The following is a 19,932-nucleotide window of genomic DNA, read 5'->3' on the forward strand; positions in this document are numbered from 1 at the left end:
CGGCTCCTAGAAGTGCCGCTGGTAGTCGCAGCGCCTGGCGGTGCGGTCGAAGGCGGACTCGTAGGCGCCGCGGTAGCCCTTGCGGTAGCCGTCGCGGTAGTCACGGTTGCCCCGGTCGGTCCACGGGCGGTAGTTGTCGCGGTAGTCGCAGTTGCGGCCGTCCCTGGACCCGTCGCTCCAGCCCCGGTGGGATCCGTCCTGGTAGCCGCGCCGGAAGTCCTTGGGCGAGGTGGGTGCCAGGGTGGCGGTGGACCCTGGGGCCGCCACGGCCGCCGTTCCCTGCGCGGCGGCCTGCGGAGCCGCGGCCGCCGGGAGGGCGAACGCGGTCGCGAAGGCGAGGGGCGCCACGAGCGCGACCATGATCCTTTTTGTACGCATGCCAGCCTCCTTGCGGGCACGAACGCGCGGAAAGGCCCGGCTTCGCGGCCGGAGGGAGGGCGAGAGAAAAGGTGCACGGGCCTTCGCTTCCTTGGTACTCCCCCGCCACTTGCGTGTCCAATCGAACGCGGGTAGCCCACGCCTAACAATCTGAGAAACCCGTGCCCCCTGCACCATGACTCCCGCTTAGAGTGCGGAGATCTGTGAACGGGGAGGGGTCGCGCCATGCGCAAGGGGGTCAAGGCTGCCGTCGTCGGCAGTGTGTTCGCGGTGATGGTGGGAGGGGCCGGATACGGCGCCTTCAACTTCGTGTCCGCGGTGAACGGTGACGGCGGAACAGCGGCCGCGGGGGAGAACGAGCCGCTGCGTTCCGGACCGCCGACCGACGCCGAGGTGCGGGAGACGGCCCGTCAGTTCTTCGCCGCCTGGGAGCGGGGACAGGGCGTGAAGGCGGCGTCGTACACGAACTTCGCCGAAGAGGCCGAGCCCGTGCTGACGTCCTTCGGGCAGGACGCGCACCTCACCGACGTCGAGATCACGCCGGGCAGGGCGCAGGGGCGGACCGTGCCGTTCTCGGTCCGGGCGACGGTGTCGTACGACGGAAAGTCCAAGCCGCTGGCGTACCGCAGCACCCTCACCGTGGTGCGGGGGAAGAGCACCGGGCGGGCGCTGGTCGACTGGGAGCCGTCCGTGGTGCACCCCCGCCTCAAGGACGGTGACATCCTTGTCACCGGGGAGTCGGCGACCCCTCAGGTCGAGGCGGTGGACCGCGACGGCACGGTGCTGCCGAAGGCGAAGTACCCCTCCCTGGGCCCGATCCTGGACGAACTGCGCGCCCGCTACGGTGAGCAGGCCGGCGGCACCCCCGGCGTCGAACTCGCCGTCCGGCACACCGTGGCCGGGGCCGCCGACACCACGCTGCTCACCCTCGCCGAGGGCAGGCCCGGCAAGCTGCGGACGACGCTGAGCGCGACCGCGCAGGCCGCCGCCGAGCGGGCGGTCGCCCAGTACGACGAGTCCTCGGTCGTCGCCGTCAAGCCGAGCACCGGCGAGATCCTGGCGGTGGCCAACAACCGCGCGGACGGCTTCAACGCGGCGTTCCTCGGCCAGGTGGCGCCCGGCTCCACGATGAAGATCCTCAGCGCGGCGACGCTCATCGACGCCGGGCTCACCAGCATGAACGGCCCGGCACCCTGCCCGGACTCGGCCGTCTCGGAGAGCCAGACCTTCCACAACCTCACCGGCATGACCCCCAACGACAACGCCACGCTCTCCGAGAGCTTCGCGCGCTCCTGCAACACCGCCTTCGTCAAGTTCGCGGACGAGGTGAAGGTGGACTCGCTGACCCGGGAGGCACAGGACAGGTTCGGGATCGGCCGCGACGACTGGAAGGTCGGCGTCCCCTCCTTCGACGGGTCGGTGCCCGCCGCCGGCGGCCCGGACACCGCCGCCGGCCTGATCGGCCAGGGCCAGGTGCAGATGAGCCCGCTGAACATGGCGTCGGTCACGGCGACCGCGACGACGGGCACCTTCCGGCAGCCGGTGATCGTGCCGCAGAGCCTGGACGGACGGGAACTGGCCAAGGCGCAGGGTCTGTCCGGGAGCACCGTCGAGCAGCTGCGCGCCATGATGAACCGCACCGCCACCAGCGGCACCGCCGCCTCCGTGATGTCGGGTCTGTCCGGCAGCATCGGCGCGAAGACCGGCTCGGCGGAGGTGGACGGCAACACCAAGGCGGACAGCTGGTTCACGGGCTACCGCGACGACGTCGCCGCGGCGGCCATGGCCCAGCAGGGCGGGCGGGGCGGCGAGGCGGCGGGCCCGATCGTGGCGGCCGTCCTGCGTGCGGGTGGCTGACGTCACCCGCACAGGCGGGGACTCTAGGGTGGTGCCGTCGTTGGGGACTGTGACGACCACGAGGCCGGTACGGCCGTAAGGGCCGCGCCGCCCGCAAGGGGCGGGGCCCGGGGACTGCGCGGAGGATCGGGAAGCAGTGGGCAAGAGAAGGCGCGTCGCCGAGCGACGGAAGACGAGGCCCGCCGTCATCGGCGGCGTGATCGCCGTGGTCGTGGGCGGCGCCGGGATCGGTGCCTACGCACTGTTCGGCACCGGCGCCGCGGCCGACAACAGCGCGTCCACGACGGCCGCCGCCGGGCGGGAGAAGTCGGTGAAGACCGGCCCGCTGTCGGCGAAGGAGGTCGGCACCGCGGCCCAGGCGTTCCTCACGGCCTGGCAGCGGGGCGAGGTGACCGGCGCGGCGGCCGCCACCGACGACGCCGCGGCGGCGACGGCGCTGCTGGCCGCGTACGCCAAGGACGCCCACATCAAGGACCTCACGCTCACTCCGGGTGCGCGCACCGGTGACACCGTGCCGTTCACGGTGAAGGGCACGGTGGCGTACCGGGACGTCAGCAAGCCGCTGACGTACCGCAGTTCGCTGAAGGTCGTCCGCCGGGCCGCGGACGGCGAGCCGCTGGTGAGCTGGCAGCCCTCGGTCCTCCACCCCGACCTGCGCGAGGGCGACCGGCTGGTCACCGGCGAGGCGGGCACGCCGCCGGTCACGGCGCTGGACCGGGACGGCGAGGAGCTGACCACCGAGCAGTACGCGTCGCTGGGGCCGGTCCTGGACGGGCTGCGCGAGAAGTACGGCAAGACGGCGGGCGGCAAGGCCGGCGTGGAACTCCGGGTGGTCCGCGGCAAGGCCTCCGAGAAGCAGAAGCTGTCCGACAAGACCGTCCTGGAGCTGAGCGAGGGCACGCCGGGCGAGGTGCGGACGACGCTCAGCGCCACCCTGCAGGCGGCGGCGGAGCAGCAGGTCGGCGCACGCTCCCGTGCCTCCGTGGTCGTCCTGCGGCCCTCGACGGGCGAGATCCTGGCGGTGGCGAACTCCAACCCGGGCTTCAACACCGCGTTCCAGGGATCGCTGGCGCCCGGTTCGACGATGAAGGTCATCACCTCGTCGCTGCTCATCGAGAAGGGGCTGGCCTCGCCGGACAAGGCGCACCCGTGCCCCAAGTACTTCACGTACGGCGGGTGGAAGTTCCAGAACGACGACAAGTTCGAGATCAAGGGCGGCACCTTCAAGACGAGCTTCGCCCGGTCCTGCAACACGGCGTTCATCAGCCAGGCGCCCGAGCTGGACGACGGCGACCTGACCGAGCAGGCCCAGCAGGTGTTCGGGCTGTCGCTGAACAACTGGGCGATCGGTGTGCCCACCTTCGACGGTGCCGTGCCGGTGCAGTCGGCCGCCTCGATGGCGGCGTCGCTCATCGGCCAGGGCGGGGTGCGGATGAACCCGCTGAACATGGCGTCGGTGTCGGCGACGGTCAAGGCGGGCGTCTTCCACCAGCCGTACCTGGTCGCCCCGTCCGTGGACGACCGCACCCTGGCCACGGCCTCGCGCACGATGTCCGCGGACACACTGGCGAAGCTGCGCGGGCTGATGGCCTACACGGCGGCGTACGGTACGGCGGCGGAGGCGATGGCGGGGGTCACCGGGGACGTCGGCGCCAAGACCGGGTCCGCGGAGGTCGACGGGCAGAAGAAGCCCAACGGCTGGTTCACCGCGTACCGGGGCGATCTGGCGGCCGCCGGTGTGGTCCAGGCGGCCGGGCACGGCGGGGAGACGGCGGGGCCGATCGTGGCGGCGCTGCTGAAGCAGGGCGGCTGACGGCGCGCGGTCAGCTTCCGACGGGGGTCGCGGCGGCCATGTAGGTGCGCCGCAGGAAGCGGATCAGCGCCTTCGTGTCGAACTGGACGACCGCGGTGCCCTGCGGGGAGTGGAACTCGATGACGGCCTGCACCCGCCCGCACGGCCACACCCGGACGTCGCCGGAGCCGGCCGGGGCGCGCAGGCCCTGTTCGAGGAGTTCGCGTGCGAAGGTCCACTCGTGCGGGCCGGGCAGGCCTATGCGCACGGCGCGGGGGTCGCGGTCGGGGTCGTAGCGCAGCACGACCGGAATCGCCCCCCGTTCGTCCAGCAGCTGGACATCCGCGTCCGTGACGATATGAGCGCGTGCGTACTGCTCCACTACGGACATCGGACGGCCCTTTCACCGTGCGTCACCTGAGCGGAAACTATGAATCCGCTACCCCTCCAATGTCCCATATTTCCGGGATTACGCCTGGCGGAGCGGCTTATCTCAGCTTCACAACGGGAGAGCCTCGCTCTTGCAAGTCGTTCGCATCAAGCCACATCATCGAAGCGTGCATGTACCTGACGGATTCATCAACGCGCCCACGTCCGCCGTGGCCGGAGTCGTCGCCGCCGGCGCCATCGCCGTGAGCCTGCGCGGTGCCCGCCGTGAACTGGACGAGCGGACCGCGCCGCTGGCCGGTCTGGTGGCGGCGTTCATCTTCGCGGTGCAGATGCTGAACTTCCCGGTCGCGGCCGGGACCAGCGGCCATCTGCTCGGCGGCGCACTCGCCGCGATACTCGTCGGCCCCTTCACCGGGGCCCTGTGCATATCCGTCGTCCTGCTCATGCAGGGCATCCTGTTCGCCGACGGCGGCCTGACGGCGCTCGGCGTGAACATCACCGACATGTCGGTGGTCGGCGTCGGCGTCGCCTACCTCGTCTTCCGCGCCCTGGTGAAGGTGCTGCCCGGCACCCGGCGGTCGATCACCGCCGCCTCCTTCGTCGCCGCCCTGATCTCGGTGCCGGCCGCCGCCCTGGCCTTCACCGCGTTCTACGCGATCGGCGGGACCACCGACGTCTCCATCGGCAAGGTCGCCACCGCGATGGTCGGCGTGCACGTCCTGATCGGTGTCGGCGAGGCCGTGATCACCGCGCTGACCGTCGGCGCCGTCCTCGCGGTGCGGCCGGACCTCGTGTACGGCGCCCGGGACCTGCGCCGGCCGCTGAAGCTGCGGGTCGGCGGCGAACTCGTCGACGCCCCCGCCCCCGAGACCCCCGCGCCCGCCGCCCGGACCTCGCACCGCACGCTGTGGGGCGGGGGACTCGCCGCCTCCCTGGTCCTGGCCGGCATCGTCAGCTTCTACGCCTCGGCCAGCCCGGACGGGCTGGAGAAGGTCGCCGAGGACAAGGGCTTCGCCGAGTCCGCCGAGGAACACCACAACGCCGACTCCCCGCTCGCCGACTACGGCGTCAAGGACGTCGACAACGCCCGGCTCTCCGGCGGCCTCGCCGGTGTGATCGGCGTCGGCGTGACCGTCGTCGCGGGCAGCGCGGTCTTCTGGGCGGTGCGCCGGCGCCGTACGGGCGAGGGGGACGACGTCTCGCCCACGAGCACGAGCGTCTGACATGGGTGCGGGGCACGCCCACAAGCTCTACCGGCGCACCTCGTCACCCGTGCACGCCCTGCCGCCGCACACCAAGCTCGCCGCCACGTTCGCCTTCGTGGTGGTCGTGGTGTCCACCCCGCGCGAGGCGCTGTGGGCCTTCGGGGCGTACGCCGTGCTGCTGGCGGTGGTGGCCGGGATCGCGCGCGTCCCCCCGCTCTTCCTGGTGAAGCGGCTGCTGATCGAGGTGCCGTTCGTCGCGTTCGCCGTGCTGCTGCCGTTCGTGGCGGAGGGCGAGCGGGTCGAGGTGCTGGGCATGTCGCTGAGCGTCAGCGGGCTGTGGGGGGCCTGGAACGTGCTCGCCAAGGGCACCCTGGGCGTCGCCGCGTCCGTGCTGCTCGCCGCCACCACCGAGCTGCGCGAGCTGCTGCTCGGCCTGGAACGGCTGAAGCTCCCGCCCCTGCTGGTGCAGATCGCGTCCTTCATGATCCGGTACGCCGATGTCATCACCGACGAGATGCGGCGGATGCGGATCGCCCGGGAGTCGCGCGGCTTCGAGGCGCGCGGTCTGCGGCACTGGGGGGTGCTCGCCAAGTCGGCCGGAGCGCTGTTCATCCGGTGCTACGAGCGCGGCGAGCGGGTCCATCTGGCGATGGTGAGCCGGGGGTACACCGGTGTGATGCCGGTGATCGACGAGGTGACCGCGTCCCGGGCGCAGTGGTCGTACGCCCTCGCCCTGCCGTGTGCCGCCCTCGTCGTCTGTCTGCTGGGATGGGTGCTGTGACTGAAGCTTCCCTGGAGGTCTCCGGCCTCGCCTTCGCCTACCCCGACGGCCATCAGGCCCTCTTCGGCGTGGACTTCCGCGTCGGCCGTGGCGAGCGGGTCGCGCTGCTCGGGCCGAACGGCGCCGGGAAGACCACCCTGGTGCTCCACCTCAACGGCATCCTCGGCGGGGGCGCGGGCTCGGTGCGGGTCGCCGGGCTGCCCGTGGACCGCACGCACATGGCCGAGATCCGGCGCAAGGTCGGGATCGTCTTCCAGGACCCCGACGACCAGCTCTTCATGCCGACCGTCCGCGAGGACGTGGCCTTCGGGCCGGCGGCTGCCGGGCTGAAGGGGGAGGAGCTGCGGGCCCGGGTGGAGCGGGCGCTGGAGCAGGTCGGGATGGCCGGGTTCCAGGACCGTCCGCCGCATCACCTGTCGTTCGGGCAGCGGCGCCGGGTGGCCGTGGCGACCGTGCTCGCCATGGAGCCGGAGATCCTGGTCCTGGACGAGCCGTCGTCCAACCTCGACCCCGCCTCGCGGCGGGAACTCGCGGACATTCTGCGCGCGCTGGACGTGACCGTGCTGATGGTCACCCACGACCTGCCGTACGCCATGGAACTCTGCCCGCGCGCGCTGATCCTCAGTGAGGGCGTGATCGCGGCGGACGGGCCGACCGGCGACCTCCTCGGCGACGACGCCCTGATGCGCGCCCACCGTCTGGAGCTGCCCTTCGGCTTCGACCCGCGCGCGGTGACGACACGCGGGTGAGGCGCGGCCGCTCGGGTCACCCCGGGCCGCTACCCCCTGGTAACAAGGCCGCCCCACCGGCCAGTACCTTGTGCACGAAGTAGTTGCCGCGTTCACGTTTCCTGCCTGGGGAGGCCACCCTTGACCGACGGCACCGCCGCCGACACCCGCCCGCGGAAGATCATGTACGTCGCCGAGGCCACCTCGCACGGCGGCCGCGAAGGCTATGTCACCAGCCAGGACGGGCAGATCGAGCTGAAGGTGGCGATGCCGCCGGAGCTGGGCGGCGACGGCAACGGCACCAACCCGGAGCAGCTGTTCGCGGCCGGCTACAGCACCTGCTTCCACAACGCGCTGATCCTGGTCGGCAACCGGTCCGGCTACGACCTGGCCGGTTCCACGGTCGCCGCCAAGGTCGGCATCGGCCCCAACAGCCGGCGCGGCTACGGTCTCGCCGTCGCCCTGAGCGTCTCGCTGCCGGTCCTGGACGCGGACGTCGCGGCGAAGCTGGTGGACGAGGCCCACGAGGTGTGCCCGTACTCCAACGCCACCCGCGGCAACATCGAGGTCACGATCCTGCTGGGCTAGGGGCGGGCGGAGGAATCGCGGGCTCTCCGTGTGCGTTGCACCCACCGTCGCAGGTGTGTGAAGGGAACGGAGTACGGACGTGGACGTGAACGGCACAGTGGCCGAGGGCTTCGAGCCGGTCAGGGAGGCGTTCGCCAGGAACTTCGAGGCGCTCGGCGACCGCGGGGCCGCCGTGACCGTCTACCGGGACGGGCACAAGGTCGTCGACCTGTGGGGCGGCACGAAGGACGTCGACGGCACCGCGCCCTGGGAGCACGGCACCGCGCAGATCGTGCGCTCGGCGACCAAGGGCGTCGCCGCCGCCGTACTCCTGCTGCTGCACCAGCGGGGTGAGCTGGACCTGGACGCGCCGGTCGGTGAGGTGTGGCCGGAGTACAAGGCGGCGGGCAAGGAGCGGACCCTCGTACGGCATCTGCTCGCGCACCGGGCCGGCGTGCCCGTGCTCGACCGGCCGCTGACCGTGGCCCAGGCCGCCGACCCGGACCTCGGCGCCGCCGCGGTGGCCGCGCAGGAACCGGCGTGGGAGCCGGGGAGCGCCCACGGGTATCACGCGCAGACGTACAGCTGGCTGGTCGCCGAAGTGGTACGGCGGGTCAGCGGGCGTTCCGTCGGGGAGTGGATCGCCGAGGAGATCGCCGGGCCGGTCGGGGCGGAACTGTGGCTCGGGCTGCCGGACAGGGAGGCGGCGCGCGTGGGGCGGGTCGGCAAGGTCGAGGGCCCGGACACGGCGAACGGGCTGCGGACGCGGCCCAAGCGGGCGGTGTCCGACGCCTACGCCGACCCGGACTCCCTCACCCGCCGCGCCTTCGGGGCGATATCGCCGGTGCCGGACGAGAACGACCCCGTGTACCGGTCCGCCGCCCTTGCCGCCTCCAACGGCATCGCCACGGCCGACGGGCTCGCCCGCTTCTACGCCTCGCTGATCGGTGAGGTGGACGGCGGGACACGGCTGTTCACGCCCGGGACGCTGGAGCTGGCGCGCGGGGAACAGTCGGCGGGGCCGGACCGGGTGCTCGTGGTCGGCACGCGCTTCGGGCTCGGCTACATGCTGCACGGCAGCGCGTCCCCGCTGCTGTCCGGCACCGCCTTCGGCCACCCCGGTCGCGGCGGCGCGCTCGGCTTCGCGGACCCCGGGTCGGGGATCGCCTTCGGCTATGTCACCAACGGTTTCCGCAAGAGCGTCACGGCGGACCCCCGGGCCCAGGCACTGGTGCGGGCGCTGCGGGGTGTGCTGGGCGGCTGAGCGGCTGCTGCTTCGGGGCTAGGCCGTCAGGGCGCGGCGGTACCAAGGGGCGCACTCCTTGAACGCCACGGCGAACGGGGCTCCGGGGCCGGTGGTCAGCTGTGACCACAGGGCGCCGCTGTCGTACCAGCGGTCGACGGCGACCAGCGCCAGGGGACGCCGGGCGCCCGGGCCGTGGGCGTCGAGCCGGCGCAGTGCCTCGTCGAGAGCGAGCTCGCCGGACGGCAGGGGCAGGTCGAGGGCTCCGCAGACGGTCGTGACGAGTTCGCGCAGGGTCACGGGCTCGGGGTGCGCCGCGTGCAGCACACCGGCGGCCGGCGCCTGGGGCGCGAGGGCCAGCTCGGCCAGGGCACGCGCCAGGACGGGGGCCGAGATCAGGGAGAGCCGGGAGCCGGCGCCGTCCACCCAGTGCGGCAGGCGGCGCAGCAGCTGGACGATGCCGGGCACGACCCAGGTGTCGCCCTCGCCGTAGACGAGGTACGGGCGTACGACGGTGCCCCCGGCGGCCAGCACCAGCCGTTCGCCGGCGAGGCGGGTCCGGCTGGTCGGGGAGAGCGGCGCCTCGGCGATCCGGCCCTCGGGCTCGCCGCGGTGCGGGCCGTCGCCGTAGACGGCGGCGGTGCCGAGCTGCACGATCCGGCGCACGCCCGCCCTGGCCGCCTCGGCGAGCAGGGCGCGGGTGCCCTCCTCGTTGACGGTCCGGCACTCCTCGGGGGTGCCTCCGATGCGGGCGGCGAGATGCAGGACGGTGCCGACGCCGTCGCACACGCCGTGCAGCGAGGCCGGGTCGGCGAGGTCGCCGTGCACGGTCTCCAGTCCGGCGCCGGTGGTGCCGGGACCGGGGCGGCGGTGGGTGAGCAGACGGAGGGCGGGGCCGTGCGGGGCGGCGGAGGCGGCCCGGAGCAGAGGTACGACGTGGGAGCCGATGAAACCGGTGCCGCCGGTCACCAGAATGCGTTCGGGGCTCAAGTGCGGCCTTCCGCCGGGGGGTCGGTGAGCTGGACGTGTCATCACGTGTGTCGCGTCGCGTCACTTTTCTACACCGACGGCCCGGTGGGCAAGGGGACTTGAGCGTGGCGGGTGCCGCCGCCCGTCGGTGGCGGCACGCCCGCGTGCGGGTGCGCCCTACACGGACGCCGTCGCCGCTTGTCCGCGCCCGGCGTGGGTGAGCAGGTCGTCGAGGGTGGCGGCGAGTTCGCTGACCGACTGCTCGCGCAGGAGGTGGTGGGTGGGCACCGGGATCCGCAGGGCGTGCTCCAGCTTGCGCTGGAAGGCCAGGGCGGTGAGGGAGTCGATGCCCTGGGCGTAGAGCGGGCGGTCGCGGTGGATGCGGTGCGCGGGCGGGACGTCGAGGTACGTCTCCAGGGTGCGGCAGACGAACGCCTCGACGGCCCGCAGCCGTTCCTCGCCGGTGGCGGTGCGCCAGGAGCCGAGGTCCGGGGCCGGGACGGGAGTCGGTGACACGGTGTCGTCCTTCCGGGGTGTGGGAGCGGTGCGCGGACGGGGCTGGGAGCTGCGCAGGGCGGTGGGTGCGGGACCCGGACGCGGTCCGGCTCCGTCGGACCACACCAGGTGGAAACGCCAGCGGCTGATCCGCCAGCCGTCCGGGGTGCGGACGGTCTCGCCCTCGCTGTAGCCGCCGATGTCGAAGCGGCCGCCGGGGTCGGGACCGTCGTCGTGGTGGACGTGGGAGGCGAGGATGTGGACCCGGACGCGGGCGGTGTCGCCGTCCAGCGCGATGCCGTAGTTCGAGGCCAGATGGTGGGTGCGGGCGAAGCGTGACTTGCGGTCGAAGTGGAAGGCGGCGGCGGTGTCCCGGCCGCGCACCGCGCCGACCGGGAACTCCAGCCGGCAGTCGTCCGTGAAGACCGTGCGGGGCCAGCTCTCGTCGTACCCGTGGGCGTCCTGGGCGTCGAGCAGCGTGATGTACCGGTCGACGAGCCCGGTGATCTCGGCCCGGTCGGCCAGTTCGCGCAACCGCCGCCGCAGGGCGTCGAGTTCGGTCCGCGGGAGGGTGACGGTGTCGGTCTGTTCGTGGTGCGGGGAGGTCATGGGGAACAAGCTCCGTTTCGGCAGCGCCCCGCGACGAGGGGGCGATCGACGGCACCTGGGGCGCAGCCCCTACGCCGCCCGGCTGCCCGACACCCGCCACCCCCGTGGGTCGCGGTGCGCCGGGACGCGTTCCGGGCGGCGCCAGGCCGCCGTGCGGGTGGGGGCCTGCTCCTGCAGGCCGGGGCCGGCGGCCGCGAGCGCGGCGGCACGGGAGAGCAGCACGCTGGTCAGGGCCGCGAGTTCGGCCGGTGTCGCGGTGCCTGTGACGACCTTGATGACCAGCGCGTCCCGCGTGCTCACTGCGGCGGGTTGCCGTGCTTGCGGCACGGCAGGTCGGCCTGCTTGCTGCGCAGCATCGACAGGGCGCGGACGAGGGCCCCGCGGGTGTCCCGGGGGTCGATCACATCGTCGATGAGGCCGCGTTCGGCGGCGTAGTAGGGGTGCATCAGCTCCGCCTGGTACTCCTTGATCTTCTGGGCGCGGGTCGTCTCCGGGTCGTCCGAGCCGGCGATCTCCCGGCGGAAGATGACGTTCGCCGCGCCCTCCGCGCCCATCACCGCGATCTCGTTGGACGGCCAGGCCAGTGCCAGGTCGGTGCCGATGGACCGGGAGTCCATGACGATGTACGCGCCGCCGTACGCCTTGCGCAGCACCAGCGAGATGCGCGGCACGGTGGCGTTGCAGTAGGCGTAGAGCAGCTTGGCGCCGCGCCGGATGATGCCGTTGTGCTCCTGGTCGACGCCCGGCAGGAAGCCCGGCACGTCGATCAGCGTGACGATGGGGATGTTGAAGGCGTCGCAGAACTGCACGAACCGCGCCGCCTTCTCGCTGGCGTCGATGTCGAGCACCCCGGCGTAGGAGGCGGGCTGGTTGGCGACGACTCCGACGACCTCGCCGTCCAGCCGGGCCAGCGCGCACACCACGTTGGTCGCCCAGCCGGGGTGGACCTCGAAGTGGTCGCCGTCGTCGACGATCTCCTCGATGACCGCCCGGATGTCGTACACCTGGCTCGGGTCGCCGGGCACGATGTCCAGCAGCCGGTCGGTGCGCCGGTCGGCGGGGTCGGCGCTCGGCATCCTGGGCGGCAGGTCACGGTTGTTGGCCGGCAGCAGGGAGAGCAGGTGGCGCACGTCCTCCATGCAGGCGCGGACGTCGTCGTAGGCGAAGTGGGCGACGCCGGAGGTGGTGGCGTGCACGTCGGCGCCGCCGAGGTCGTTCTGGGAGATCTCCTCGCCGGTGACCGCCTTGACCACGTCGGGCCCGGTGATGAACATCTGGGCGATGTCGCGGACCATGAAGACGAAGTCGGTCAGGGCGGGGCTGTAGGCGGCGCCGCCCGCACAGGGGCCGAGCATCACGCTGATCTGCGGGATGACGCCGGAGGCGCGGGTGTTGCGCTGGAAGATGCCGCCGTAGCCGGCCAGCGCGCTGACGCCCTCCTGGATCCGGGCGCCCGCGCCGTCGTTGAGCGACACCAGCGGCGCGCCTGCCGCCATGGCCATGTCCATGATCTTGTGGATCTTCTGGGCGTGGGCCTCGCCGAGGGCTCCGCCGAAGATCCGGAAGTCGTGCGCGTAGACGAAGACCGTACGGCCGTGGACCGTGCCCCAGCCGGTGATCACACCGTCGGTGTAGGGACGTTTCTTCTCCAGGCCGAAGCCGCTGGCCCGGTGCCGGCGCAACATCTCGACCTCGGTGAACGACCCCTCGTCAAGCAGGAGTTCGATGCGTTCATGGGCGGTGAGCTTGCCCTTGGCGTGCTGCCGTTCGGTGGCCAGCGGATCGCCGTGCCGGGCGGCCTGCTTGATCAGGCTCAGTTCCTCCAGCCGCTCCGCGGCGCTCCACTGACCGCGGTGCTCACGGTCGTGCAGGCTGGGCCGGTCGGCGGCCGGGGCCCCGAGGTGATCGGATCTCTGATCGGTCGTCATGGGTGGATCTCACGCTCCCCAGTCAGGTTCGTGCGTGGTCATGCCGCCGGCGTCCAGGTCCACCGTCCCGCCGGCGTGCAGCGCGAAGGGTGGCACCCAGCGCACGGTGACCCGGTCCGGTGGCCCGCCCAGCAGGGCGACGGCGGCGTTGTGGCGGGGCCCGGACGGCAGGTCCAGCAGCGTCCAGCCGGCCGGGCGGCGGCGCCGGTCGGCCCCCAGGTAGTCCTGGCCCGGGTCGCGGGACAGGCCGGTGCCCAGCGCCTTGAGGTAGGCCTCCTTGCGGGTCCACATCCGCCCGAAGAGCACACGCCGCTCCTCGACGGGCAGGCGCGCCAGCTCCTCCTGCTCCCCCGGGTGCAGCGCCGGGGAGCACACCTCGACGGTCTCGTCCCTCGGCAGCCGCTCCACGTCGGCGCCGAGCACGGTGGCGGCGACGGCGACGACGGCCACGCCGTGGCTGTGCGCCAGGGAGAAGTGCAGCGGCGGGTCGGGGTGGGCGACGGCGGGCCGTCCGTGCGGTTTGCCGCAGCCCGGGCAGGGCTCCCGGACGAACGGCACCTCGCGCGGCGCCAGCCCCAGGTAGGCGCCGAGCAGCCGGCGCAGCGCGACGTGCGCGGAGGCGTACGTGATGCCGTCCGTGGGACGTACGAAGGAGGCGGTGCGCCGGCGTTCCGCGTCGTCCAGCTCGGACAGGTCCAGCAGCTCGGCCGCAGTCTCCAGCTTGGGCCGGCGCACCAGCCACACGTCGAGCTGCCCCGGGGCCGGCAGTCGCGGCCTCGCGGTCTCGGGTCCCTGGCGGACCACCAGCTCCGGGATCACGTCGTGCCCGGCCCGTCGTGCGAGACCAGGTGGACGCCCTGCCCGCCGCGTTTGTGCGGGCTGTCCCCGGGGCCGAGCTGCCCGGACAGGCACTCGATGAGTTCGGCGGCGCTGTTGGCGCGCAGCAGCATGTTGAGGTTGACGTCGAGGTGGAGGGCCGCCTCCATCCGGCGCTGGAGTTCGAGGCCGTTGATCGAGCCGATGCCGAGGCTGTTCATCGGCCGCCCTTCGGTGTCGATGGTGTGCGGCGGCACCCGCAGCACCCGGGCGAGTTCGGCACGTACGTACGCGTCGATGAGCCGGACCCGCTCGCTCTCGCCGCAGGCGGCCAGGTGGGCCGGGTCCGGGGGGTCGACGTCGACGACGGTGTCCTGCTCGAACTCGTAGTCCAGGTCGTCGAGATCGTCGAGGTCGTCGAAGACCCAGGTCTTCGTCGTCTGGTCCATGGGCGTGCCCCGTCGGGAGTGGGTGGCTGGAGGGAAGGGCGGGCGGGCCGGGCCGGAACGGCTCAGCGGCGCCCGAGGCCGGTGAGGCCGACGAGGGTGCCCAGTCCGCCGAGCGCGGCCACGAGGATCAGCGCGGGACGGCAGGCCCCGACGGCCTCGGCCGCGGTGGCGCCGGGGGCCGCGGAGGAGGCGAGCAGCGCGGCGACGGCCGCGACCGCGAGCGCGGCGGCCAGCTGGACGGCCGTCTGGTACTGGCCGCTGGCCGCGGCCCGGCCGGCGGGGCCGAGACCCGAGGTCGCCTGCATGTTCAGCGCGGCGAAGGACAGCACGAAGGCGGCGCCGGCCAGCAGCAGCGTCGGCAGCGTCCGTGCGGGGTAGTTCAGCGGCCCTGCGGGCCCGAGCTGGAGCAGGTACCCGGCGAACGCGCAGGCGGCCCCGGTCACGATCAGCCGGGGTGCGCCGAAACGGGCGACCAGGCGCCCGGAGGCGAGCGCGGTGAGCGCGGGCGGGGCGGCGGCCGGGACCAGGGCCAGCGCGGCCGTCGACGGCGACCAGCCGGCGACGGTCTGCATCTGGTACGTCAGCACGAACAGCAGCCCCAGATAGGAGCCGTTGAGGCAGGCCGCGCCGAGCGCCGAGCGGATCAGCGCGGCGTCGCGCAGCGGTTTCACCAGGGGGTCGGGCGTGGTGCGTTCGACGACCGCGAAGGCCACGAACAGCAGCGCGGCGGCGGTGAGCGGCACCGCGGCCCCGGCGCCGGTCCAGCCGTGCGCGGGCACGGCGCCGATGCCGTACACGAGGGCGAGGAGCGCCGCGGTGAAGGTGACGGCGCCGGTGAGGTCGTAGCGGCGTGGGGTGGCGCCCGCCGGGGTCCGCTCCTCGTCGGGGATCAGCTTGAGGCCGAGGGCGAAGAGGATCAGCACGACCGGGGCCGGGAACGCGAAGGACAGCCGCCAGCTGATCTCCGTGAGCCAGCCGGACAGCAGCAGGCCGGCGGTGAAACCGCCGGCGCCGAACAGGGCGTAGACGGACACCGCCCGGTCGCGGGGCGGGCCCTGCGGGAAGGCGGTGGCGATGATGGCGAGGCCGGTGGGGGCGGTCAGCGCCGCGCAGAAGCCCTTGACCAGACGGGTGGCGACGAGCAGCGCCGGTTCCTGGGCGAGCGCGCTGAGGGCGGAGGCGGCGGCGAAGGCGAGCAGCGCCGCCAGGTAGACCCGGCGGCGGCCCAGCAGGCTCACCACCCGGGCGCCGAACAGCAGCAGGCCCCCGAAGCCGACGGCGAAGCCGGTCATGGCCCAGTGCACGCCGGTCAGGGGCAGCCCGAGGTCCGTGCCGATCGAGGGCAGCGCCACGACCGCGACGGACACCTCGAGCGCGTCGATGAGCATGTTCCCGGCGAGCACGAGCAGGAGCCCCCACAGCCGGGGGCTCCACCGCGCGTTCCCGGTGCCGGGCTCAGCCGCGGGGTACGTCCTGGTCACGGCGTCACCCCAGGAGGGTGCCGCCGCTCGCGTCGACGAAGGAGCCGGTGACCCACCGGGCATCGTCGGAGACGAGGAAGGCGATGACGTCGGCGACGTCCTGCGGTTCGCCGACCCGGTTGAAGGTGGACAGGGCCGACATCGCCTCGACGGCCTCGGGGATGTCGAACAGCGGGTTGCCGTTGCGGGTGATGCCGGGGGCGACGCTGTTGACCGTGATGCCGCGCGGGCCGAGGGCCTTGGCGTAGTGCAGGGCGAGCTGCTCGACGGCGCCCTTGCTCATCGCGTAGGCGATCTCGTCGGGGTTGGCGAACCGGGTCAGACCCGAGGAGATGTTCACGATCCGCCCGCCGTCGGGCATGTTCGTCAGGGCCCGCTGGACGAGGAAGAACGGCGCCCTGGCGTTGACGGCGAAGATCCGGTCGAACATGTCCGGCGTGGTGTCCTCGGGCTTGACCCCGCCCATCACACCGGCGTTGTTGACCAGGATGTTCAGCTCGGTGGAGCCGGTGCGCTCCTTCAGGCCCTCCTCCAGGGCGAGGAACAGCTCGTGCACGTCGCCGGGGGCGCCGAGTTCGGCGCGTACGGCGAACGCCCGGCCGCCGTCCCGCTCGATGCCGGCGACGACCTCGGCGGCCGCGTCCTCGTTGGTGCCGTAGTGCACGGCGACCAGCGCGCCGTCGCGGGCGAGCCGCTCGGCGGTGGCCCGGCCCATGCCTCGGCTGGCGCCCGTGACGAGCGCCGTCCTGCCGCTCAGGTTGCCCATCTTCCTTCTCCTGACGTCGTGGTGTCGGTGGGGGTGGGTGGGGTGGTGGGGCGCGGTGCGCGCTCCGGGCGTGAACCAGCGAGCGAGCGCCGCTTCCAGGCCGTCCGGGGTGTCGCCGGCCCAGGCGATGTGCCCGTCGGGCCGTACGAGGAGGGCGGCCACGTCGGGCAGTGCGCCGCCGGGCGCGGGACGAGCGCCCACGATGTCGACGGCCGCGGACCACGGCCGCGCCACCTTCGCGAACGGCTCCGCCACCCCGGCGAGTACGAGCAGCACGCCGCGTGCCTCGCGGAGCAGGTCGAGGGTGGAGCGGGGCCCGGTGGCGCCGGTGAGTTGCGCGTCGGGCAGCCGCGTCCCGACGGGCCCGCTTCCGGTGCCGTACCGCACGTCCAGGCCGCTGACCGTGCCCGCCAGATGCGCCCGCACCCGCTCGTACGACGTCAGTTCGCCGACCACCGAGCGCAGCGCCTCGACCTCCGGCCCGCCCAGCAGCAGTCGCGCCTGGGCCCGGATGTGGGACAGGACCCGGCGGCCGACGGCGTGCCGTTCGTCGTGGTAGGTGTCGAGCAGCCCCTCGGGGGCGCGCCCGCGTACGGTCGCCGCCAGTTTCCAGCCGAGGTTGACGGCGTCCTGGAGGCCGAGGTTGAGTGCCTGGCCGCCGATCGGCATCTGCAGGTGGGCGGCGTCGCCGGCGAGCAGCACCCGGCCGGAGCGGTAGCGCACGGCCTGCCGGGACGCGTCGCCGAAGGAGTTGACCCACAGCGGGGTGCCGTGGGCGATGTCCTCGCCGGTGACCTCGCGCCAGGCGGCGACGATGTCGGCGAAGCGTGCCTCGCCGGACCGCGGCGGGGAGCCGAACCGGTGGACCATCACGCGTGTCACGCCGTCGCCGCGCCGGGCGGCGATGGCGAGCCCCTTCGGCAGCCGCTGGAACCGCCGGCCCGGGATCTCGATGCCGGCGACGTCGGCGCGGATCAGCTCCCGTTCGGCGTCGCTGCCGGGGAAGCCGACGCCCGCGAGCCGCCGTACCGCCGACTGCTCGCCGTCGCAGCCGGCGACGTACCGCGCGGTGAAGGTCACCCGCCGCCCGGCGTGCCGGGCCGTCACCGTCACCCGCCCCTGGTCCTGGTCCAGTTCGACGACCTCGTGGCCGCGCAGGACGCGGGCGCCGAGGCGGGCGGCGCGGGTGCCGAGGAGTTCCTCGGTGCGCACCTGCGGCACCTTCCACTGGCCCGGGTAGGGACCGGGCAGCGTGAGGTCCAGCGGCAGCCCGCCGAAGTGGCCGCGCGGCTCGTGCGGCGGCAGCGGGTCGCCGAACCCGTCCGGCCCGTCGAGCAGTCCGCGCTGCTTCAGGATCTCCATGGTCCGCGCGTGCAGCGTGGAGGCCCGCGACTGCGTGGTGGCCGCGTCGAGGCGTTCCAGTACGGTCACCTCGGCGCCGCCGAGCCGCAGTTCCCCGGCGAGCATCAGCCCGACCGGTCCGGCGCCGACCACGATGACGTCCGTATCGACCGCGTCGGCGCCGGACACGGTCAGCGCCTCGCTTCGGCGTACGCCTTGGCGTGGCCCAGGGTGGCCCTGCTGTTGGTGCTCAGCGCCGAGCGCACGTACTCCCGGGCCTCGGCGACGCCCGCCCCGGGGCCGAGGATCCTCTCGATGTTCTCCGGACGCAGCACGACGGTGTGCTGCGAGGACGCGGTGCTGCCGGTGCCGTGGTCGGTGAACGTCCAGTAGCCGGTGTGCAGGTTCATCAGCGCCGGCAGCGTGGTCTGCTTGTAGGCGATCTTCCGGCCCTCGAGGCACACCCGGTAGGAGCGGGTGGTGTGCGTGGAGCCGTCCTTGGCGCGGGTGTCCATCTCCAGGGTCTGCAGCCCCGGGGAGTCCTCGGTGAGCCGGACGGTCGCCACGTGCGGCAGCCGCTCGGACCACAGGCCGGCCTCGTTGACGAAGTCGTAGACGTCCTTGGCGGAGCCGTCGACCTCGACCGTGTCCTCGAAGGAGAACGTCAGCTCCGCGGAGGCGGCGGCCAGTTCGACGTTGGTCTTCAGGGCCGCCAGTTCCGAGCGGGAGTTGCGGTCCACGGCCTCGTCGATCCACGTAAGGCTCGCCGGGTCGTCGTCGACGGCCGTGTAGTCGTGCAGCAGCCGCACGCGCGAGGTGCCCTCGCCCTGCGGCTCGATGATCCAGGTGCCGCCCATGGAGGCGACCGGCGGGGTGGAGACCTGCTGGCGGAAGGTGATCCGCAGGGCCCCGGGGTCCAGCACGCGGCGCGAGGTCCAGTTCTTGGGCTCGCCGTTCGCGGTCGCCCAGATCCGGATCAGCTCCTCGTCGCCGGAGCGCTCCAGGTGGTCGACGTAGATGGTCGGGGGGAAGATCCGCGGCCAGTTCGCCACGTCGGCGATCAGCCGGTAGACGTCGGCGGCCGGCGCCGCGATCGTGATCTCGTGCTCGACTTCCCGCAGCTCGGATGCGGACATGCGTGAACTCCTCGGAAGGGTACGGGTGGCGGGCGGGTCAGAAGTTGCCGAGGCCGCCGCAGACGTTCAGGGCCTGGGCCGTGATGGAGGCGGCGGTGTCGGACGCGAGGTAGCCGACCAGCCCGGCGACCTCCTCCGGGGTGGAGTAGCGGCCGAGCGGGATCTTCGCCGTGAACTTCTCCATGATGGCGTCCTCGCTGGTGTCGTACGCCGCCGCGTAACCGGCGCGCACCCGCTGCGCCATGGGCGTCTCGACGTAGCCCGGGCAGACCGCGTTGACGGTGATGCCGGTGGGGGCGAGCTCGTTGCCGAGGGCCTTGGTGAAGCCGACGACGCCGTGCTTGGAGGCGGAGTAGGGGGCGCCGAGGACCACGCCCTGCTTGCCGGCCGTGGAGGCGATGTTGATGATCCGGCCGCGGCTCTTGTCGCGCATGCCGCCCGTGGTGAGGACCGCGCGGGTGAGCCGGAAGACGCTGTTGAGGTTGGTCTCGACGACGTCGTACCAGAGCTCGTCGTCGATGTCGGCGGTGACGCCGCCGCCGGACCGGCCCGCGTTGTTGACCAGGACGTCGACGGTGCCGAAGCGGTCGACGGCGGCCTGCACGAAGTTCTCGATGGACAGTGCCGAGCGCACATCGAGGGTGGCACCGTCGACGTCGAGGCCCTCGGCGGTCAGCTCCTTGACGGTCCCGGCGACGTTGCCGGCGTCGCGGGAGCCGAGGAAGACGCGGTGGCCCTGCTGGGCCAGCAGCCGCGCGACCGCGAGGCCGATTCCGCTGGTGGCGCCGGAGACGAGGGCGACCCGCTCGTGCTTGTCGGACATGACTGCTGCTCCCTTGTGGGCGGGTGGTCGGGCGGGTGTTCGGGCGGGGTGGGGCGTGGGGGGGGGGGCCCCCCCGGGGGGGGCCCCCGCCCCCCCGCGGGGGGGGGGGGCGGGGGGGGGGCGGGGGGGTGGGGCCGGGGGCCGCCCCACCCCCGGGGGGGGGGTGGAGGGGGACCAC

19 protein-coding genes are annotated in these 19,932 nt (G+C 73.3%); 7 read left to right on the top strand and 12 right to left on the bottom strand.

From position 1 onward, the window contains the following. Window positions 1-6: 6 nt before the first annotated feature. Window positions 7-378 (bottom strand): hypothetical protein, encoded by a 372-nt coding sequence (locus ACIHCM_RS25120; protein WP_399899805.1) that lies wholly within the window; start codon window positions 376-378, stop codon window positions 7-9. 225 nt (window positions 379-603) lie between these two features. Here ACIHCM_RS25120 and ACIHCM_RS25125 point away from each other — a divergent pair, with 225 nt between their 5' ends. Then, entirely contained in the window at window positions 604-2,235 is a 1,632-nt protein-coding gene (locus tag ACIHCM_RS25125) for a penicillin-binding transpeptidase domain-containing protein (RefSeq protein ID WP_399899807.1), read from the top strand. A gap of 136 nt (window positions 2,236-2,371) precedes the next feature. Beyond that, window positions 2,372-4,048, top strand: coding sequence for a penicillin-binding transpeptidase domain-containing protein (locus ACIHCM_RS25130; protein WP_399899810.1), 1,677 nt, complete (start codon window positions 2,372-2,374; stop codon window positions 4,046-4,048). 10 nt (window positions 4,049-4,058) lie between these two features. On the opposite strand, the gene ACIHCM_RS25135 is transcribed toward ACIHCM_RS25130, so the two are convergent. Next, window positions 4,059-4,418 carry an SsgA family sporulation/cell division regulator gene (locus tag ACIHCM_RS25135; protein ID WP_399899813.1) on the bottom strand — a complete coding sequence of 120 codons (360 nt, stop codon included), beginning with the start codon at window positions 4,416-4,418 and terminating at the stop codon, window positions 4,059-4,061. A gap of 166 nt (window positions 4,419-4,584) precedes the next feature. Between ACIHCM_RS25135 and ACIHCM_RS25140 the strand changes: the two genes are divergently transcribed. The 5 genes from ACIHCM_RS25140 (at window position 4,585) to ACIHCM_RS25160 (ending at window position 8,962) form a co-directional block, all read left to right on the top strand. Then, complete coding sequence (locus tag ACIHCM_RS25140) at window positions 4,585-5,640, top strand: energy-coupling factor ABC transporter permease (RefSeq protein ID WP_399899816.1); 1,056 nt, start codon at window positions 4,585-4,587, stop codon at window positions 5,638-5,640. Between the two features lies 1 nt (window position 5,641). Further along, complete coding sequence (cbiQ, locus tag ACIHCM_RS25145) at window positions 5,642-6,403, top strand: cobalt ECF transporter T component CbiQ (protein ID WP_399899819.1); 762 nt, start codon at window positions 5,642-5,644, stop codon at window positions 6,401-6,403. Then, window positions 6,391-7,152, top strand: a complete 762-nt coding sequence (locus ACIHCM_RS25150; RefSeq protein ID WP_399899822.1) for an energy-coupling factor ABC transporter ATP-binding protein — start codon at window positions 6,391-6,393, stop codon at window positions 7,150-7,152. The genes cbiQ and ACIHCM_RS25150 overlap by 13 nt, the downstream gene beginning before the upstream one ends. Before the next feature lie 120 nt (window positions 7,153-7,272). Next, window positions 7,273-7,719 carry an organic hydroperoxide resistance protein gene (locus ACIHCM_RS25155; RefSeq protein ID WP_399899824.1) on the top strand — a complete coding sequence of 149 codons (447 nt, stop codon included), beginning with the start codon at window positions 7,273-7,275 and terminating at the stop codon, window positions 7,717-7,719. Window positions 7,720-7,798: 79 nt separating this feature from the next. Beyond that, window positions 7,799-8,962 (top strand): serine hydrolase domain-containing protein, encoded by a 1,164-nt coding sequence (locus tag ACIHCM_RS25160; protein ID WP_399899827.1) that lies wholly within the window; start codon window positions 7,799-7,801, stop codon window positions 8,960-8,962. Between the two features lie 18 nt (window positions 8,963-8,980). On the opposite strand, the gene ACIHCM_RS25165 is transcribed toward ACIHCM_RS25160, so the two are convergent. The 10 genes from ACIHCM_RS25165 to fabG form a co-directional block, all read right to left on the bottom strand. Then, complete coding sequence (locus ACIHCM_RS25165) at window positions 8,981-9,931, bottom strand: NAD-dependent epimerase/dehydratase family protein (RefSeq protein WP_399899831.1); 951 nt, start codon at window positions 9,929-9,931, stop codon at window positions 8,981-8,983. 156 nt (window positions 9,932-10,087) lie between these two features. Further along, window positions 10,088-11,014: a nuclear transport factor 2 family protein gene (locus ACIHCM_RS25170; RefSeq protein ID WP_399899834.1), complete on the bottom strand. Its 927-nt coding sequence runs from the start codon at window positions 11,012-11,014 to the stop codon at window positions 10,088-10,090. A gap of 69 nt (window positions 11,015-11,083) precedes the next feature. After that, the gene (locus ACIHCM_RS25175; RefSeq protein ID WP_399899837.1) at window positions 11,084-11,314 is read right to left on the bottom strand and encodes an acyl-CoA carboxylase subunit epsilon; all 231 of its coding nucleotides are present in this window, start codon (window positions 11,312-11,314) and stop codon (window positions 11,084-11,086) included. After that, the gene (locus ACIHCM_RS25180) at window positions 11,311-12,942 is read right to left on the bottom strand and encodes an acyl-CoA carboxylase subunit beta (protein ID WP_399899839.1); all 1,632 of its coding nucleotides are present in this window, start codon (window positions 12,940-12,942) and stop codon (window positions 11,311-11,313) included. Before ACIHCM_RS25180 ends, ACIHCM_RS25175 begins: the two co-directional genes overlap by 4 nt. A gap of 9 nt (window positions 12,943-12,951) precedes the next feature. Continuing rightward, entirely contained in the window at window positions 12,952-13,761 is an 810-nt protein-coding gene (locus ACIHCM_RS25185; protein ID WP_399899842.1) for a 4'-phosphopantetheinyl transferase family protein, read from the bottom strand. After that, on the bottom strand, window positions 13,758-14,207 hold the full coding sequence (locus tag ACIHCM_RS25190; protein ID WP_399899845.1) for an acyl carrier protein: 450 nt from the start codon (window positions 14,205-14,207) through the stop codon (window positions 13,758-13,760). Before ACIHCM_RS25190 ends, ACIHCM_RS25185 begins: the two co-directional genes overlap by 4 nt. Window positions 14,208-14,269: 62 nt before the next feature. Beyond that, complete coding sequence (locus ACIHCM_RS25195; RefSeq protein ID WP_399899848.1) at window positions 14,270-15,688, bottom strand: MFS transporter; 1,419 nt, start codon at window positions 15,686-15,688, stop codon at window positions 14,270-14,272. A gap of 4 nt (window positions 15,689-15,692) precedes the next feature. Further along, window positions 15,693-17,984 carry an SDR family oxidoreductase gene (locus ACIHCM_RS25200; RefSeq protein WP_399899851.1) on the bottom strand — a complete coding sequence of 764 codons (2,292 nt, stop codon included), beginning with the start codon at window positions 17,982-17,984 and terminating at the stop codon, window positions 15,693-15,695. Between the two features lie 2 nt (window positions 17,985-17,986). Continuing rightward, the gene (locus tag ACIHCM_RS25205) at window positions 17,987-18,931 is read right to left on the bottom strand and encodes an aromatase/cyclase (RefSeq protein ID WP_399899854.1); all 945 of its coding nucleotides are present in this window, start codon (window positions 18,929-18,931) and stop codon (window positions 17,987-17,989) included. A gap of 37 nt (window positions 18,932-18,968) precedes the next feature. After that, entirely contained in the window at window positions 18,969-19,754 is a 786-nt protein-coding gene (gene fabG / locus ACIHCM_RS25210; protein ID WP_399899857.1) for a 3-oxoacyl-ACP reductase FabG, read from the bottom strand. Window positions 19,755-19,932 lie beyond the last annotated feature (178 nt).

This window comes from Streptomyces sp. NPDC052023 (genome assembly GCF_044548465.1).
Classification (GTDB): Bacteria; Actinomycetota; Actinomycetes; order Streptomycetales; family Streptomycetaceae; genus Streptomyces.

Bases quoted from the DNA above. Each gene is read 5' to 3' on its own strand.
- ACIHCM_RS25120 (WP_399899805.1), bottom strand. From the start codon at position 378: ATGCGTACAAAAAGGATCATGGTCGCGCTCGTGGCGCCCCTCGCCTTC.
- ACIHCM_RS25125 (WP_399899807.1), top strand. From the start codon at position 604: ATGCGCAAGGGGGTCAAGGCTGCCGTCGTCGGCAGTGTGTTCGCGGTG.
- ACIHCM_RS25135 (WP_399899813.1), bottom strand. From the start codon at position 4,418: ATGTCCGTAGTGGAGCAGTACGCACGCGCTCATATCGTCACGGACGCG.
- cbiQ (WP_399899819.1), top strand. From the start codon at position 5,642: ATGGGTGCGGGGCACGCCCACAAGCTCTACCGGCGCACCTCGTCACCC.
- ACIHCM_RS25150 (WP_399899822.1), top strand. From the start codon at position 6,391: ATGGGTGCTGTGACTGAAGCTTCCCTGGAGGTCTCCGGCCTCGCCTTC.
- ACIHCM_RS25170 (WP_399899834.1), bottom strand. From the start codon at position 11,014: ATGACCTCCCCGCACCACGAACAGACCGACACCGTCACCCTCCCGCGG.
- ACIHCM_RS25180 (WP_399899839.1), bottom strand. From the start codon at position 12,942: ATGACGACCGATCAGAGATCCGATCACCTCGGGGCCCCGGCCGCCGAC.
- ACIHCM_RS25190 (WP_399899845.1), bottom strand. From the start codon at position 14,207: ATGGACCAGACGACGAAGACCTGGGTCTTCGACGACCTCGACGATCTC.
- ACIHCM_RS25205 (WP_399899854.1), bottom strand. From the start codon at position 18,931: ATGTCCGCATCCGAGCTGCGGGAAGTCGAGCACGAGATCACGATCGCG.
- fabG (WP_399899857.1), bottom strand. From the start codon at position 19,754: ATGTCCGACAAGCACGAGCGGGTCGCCCTCGTCTCCGGCGCCACCAGC.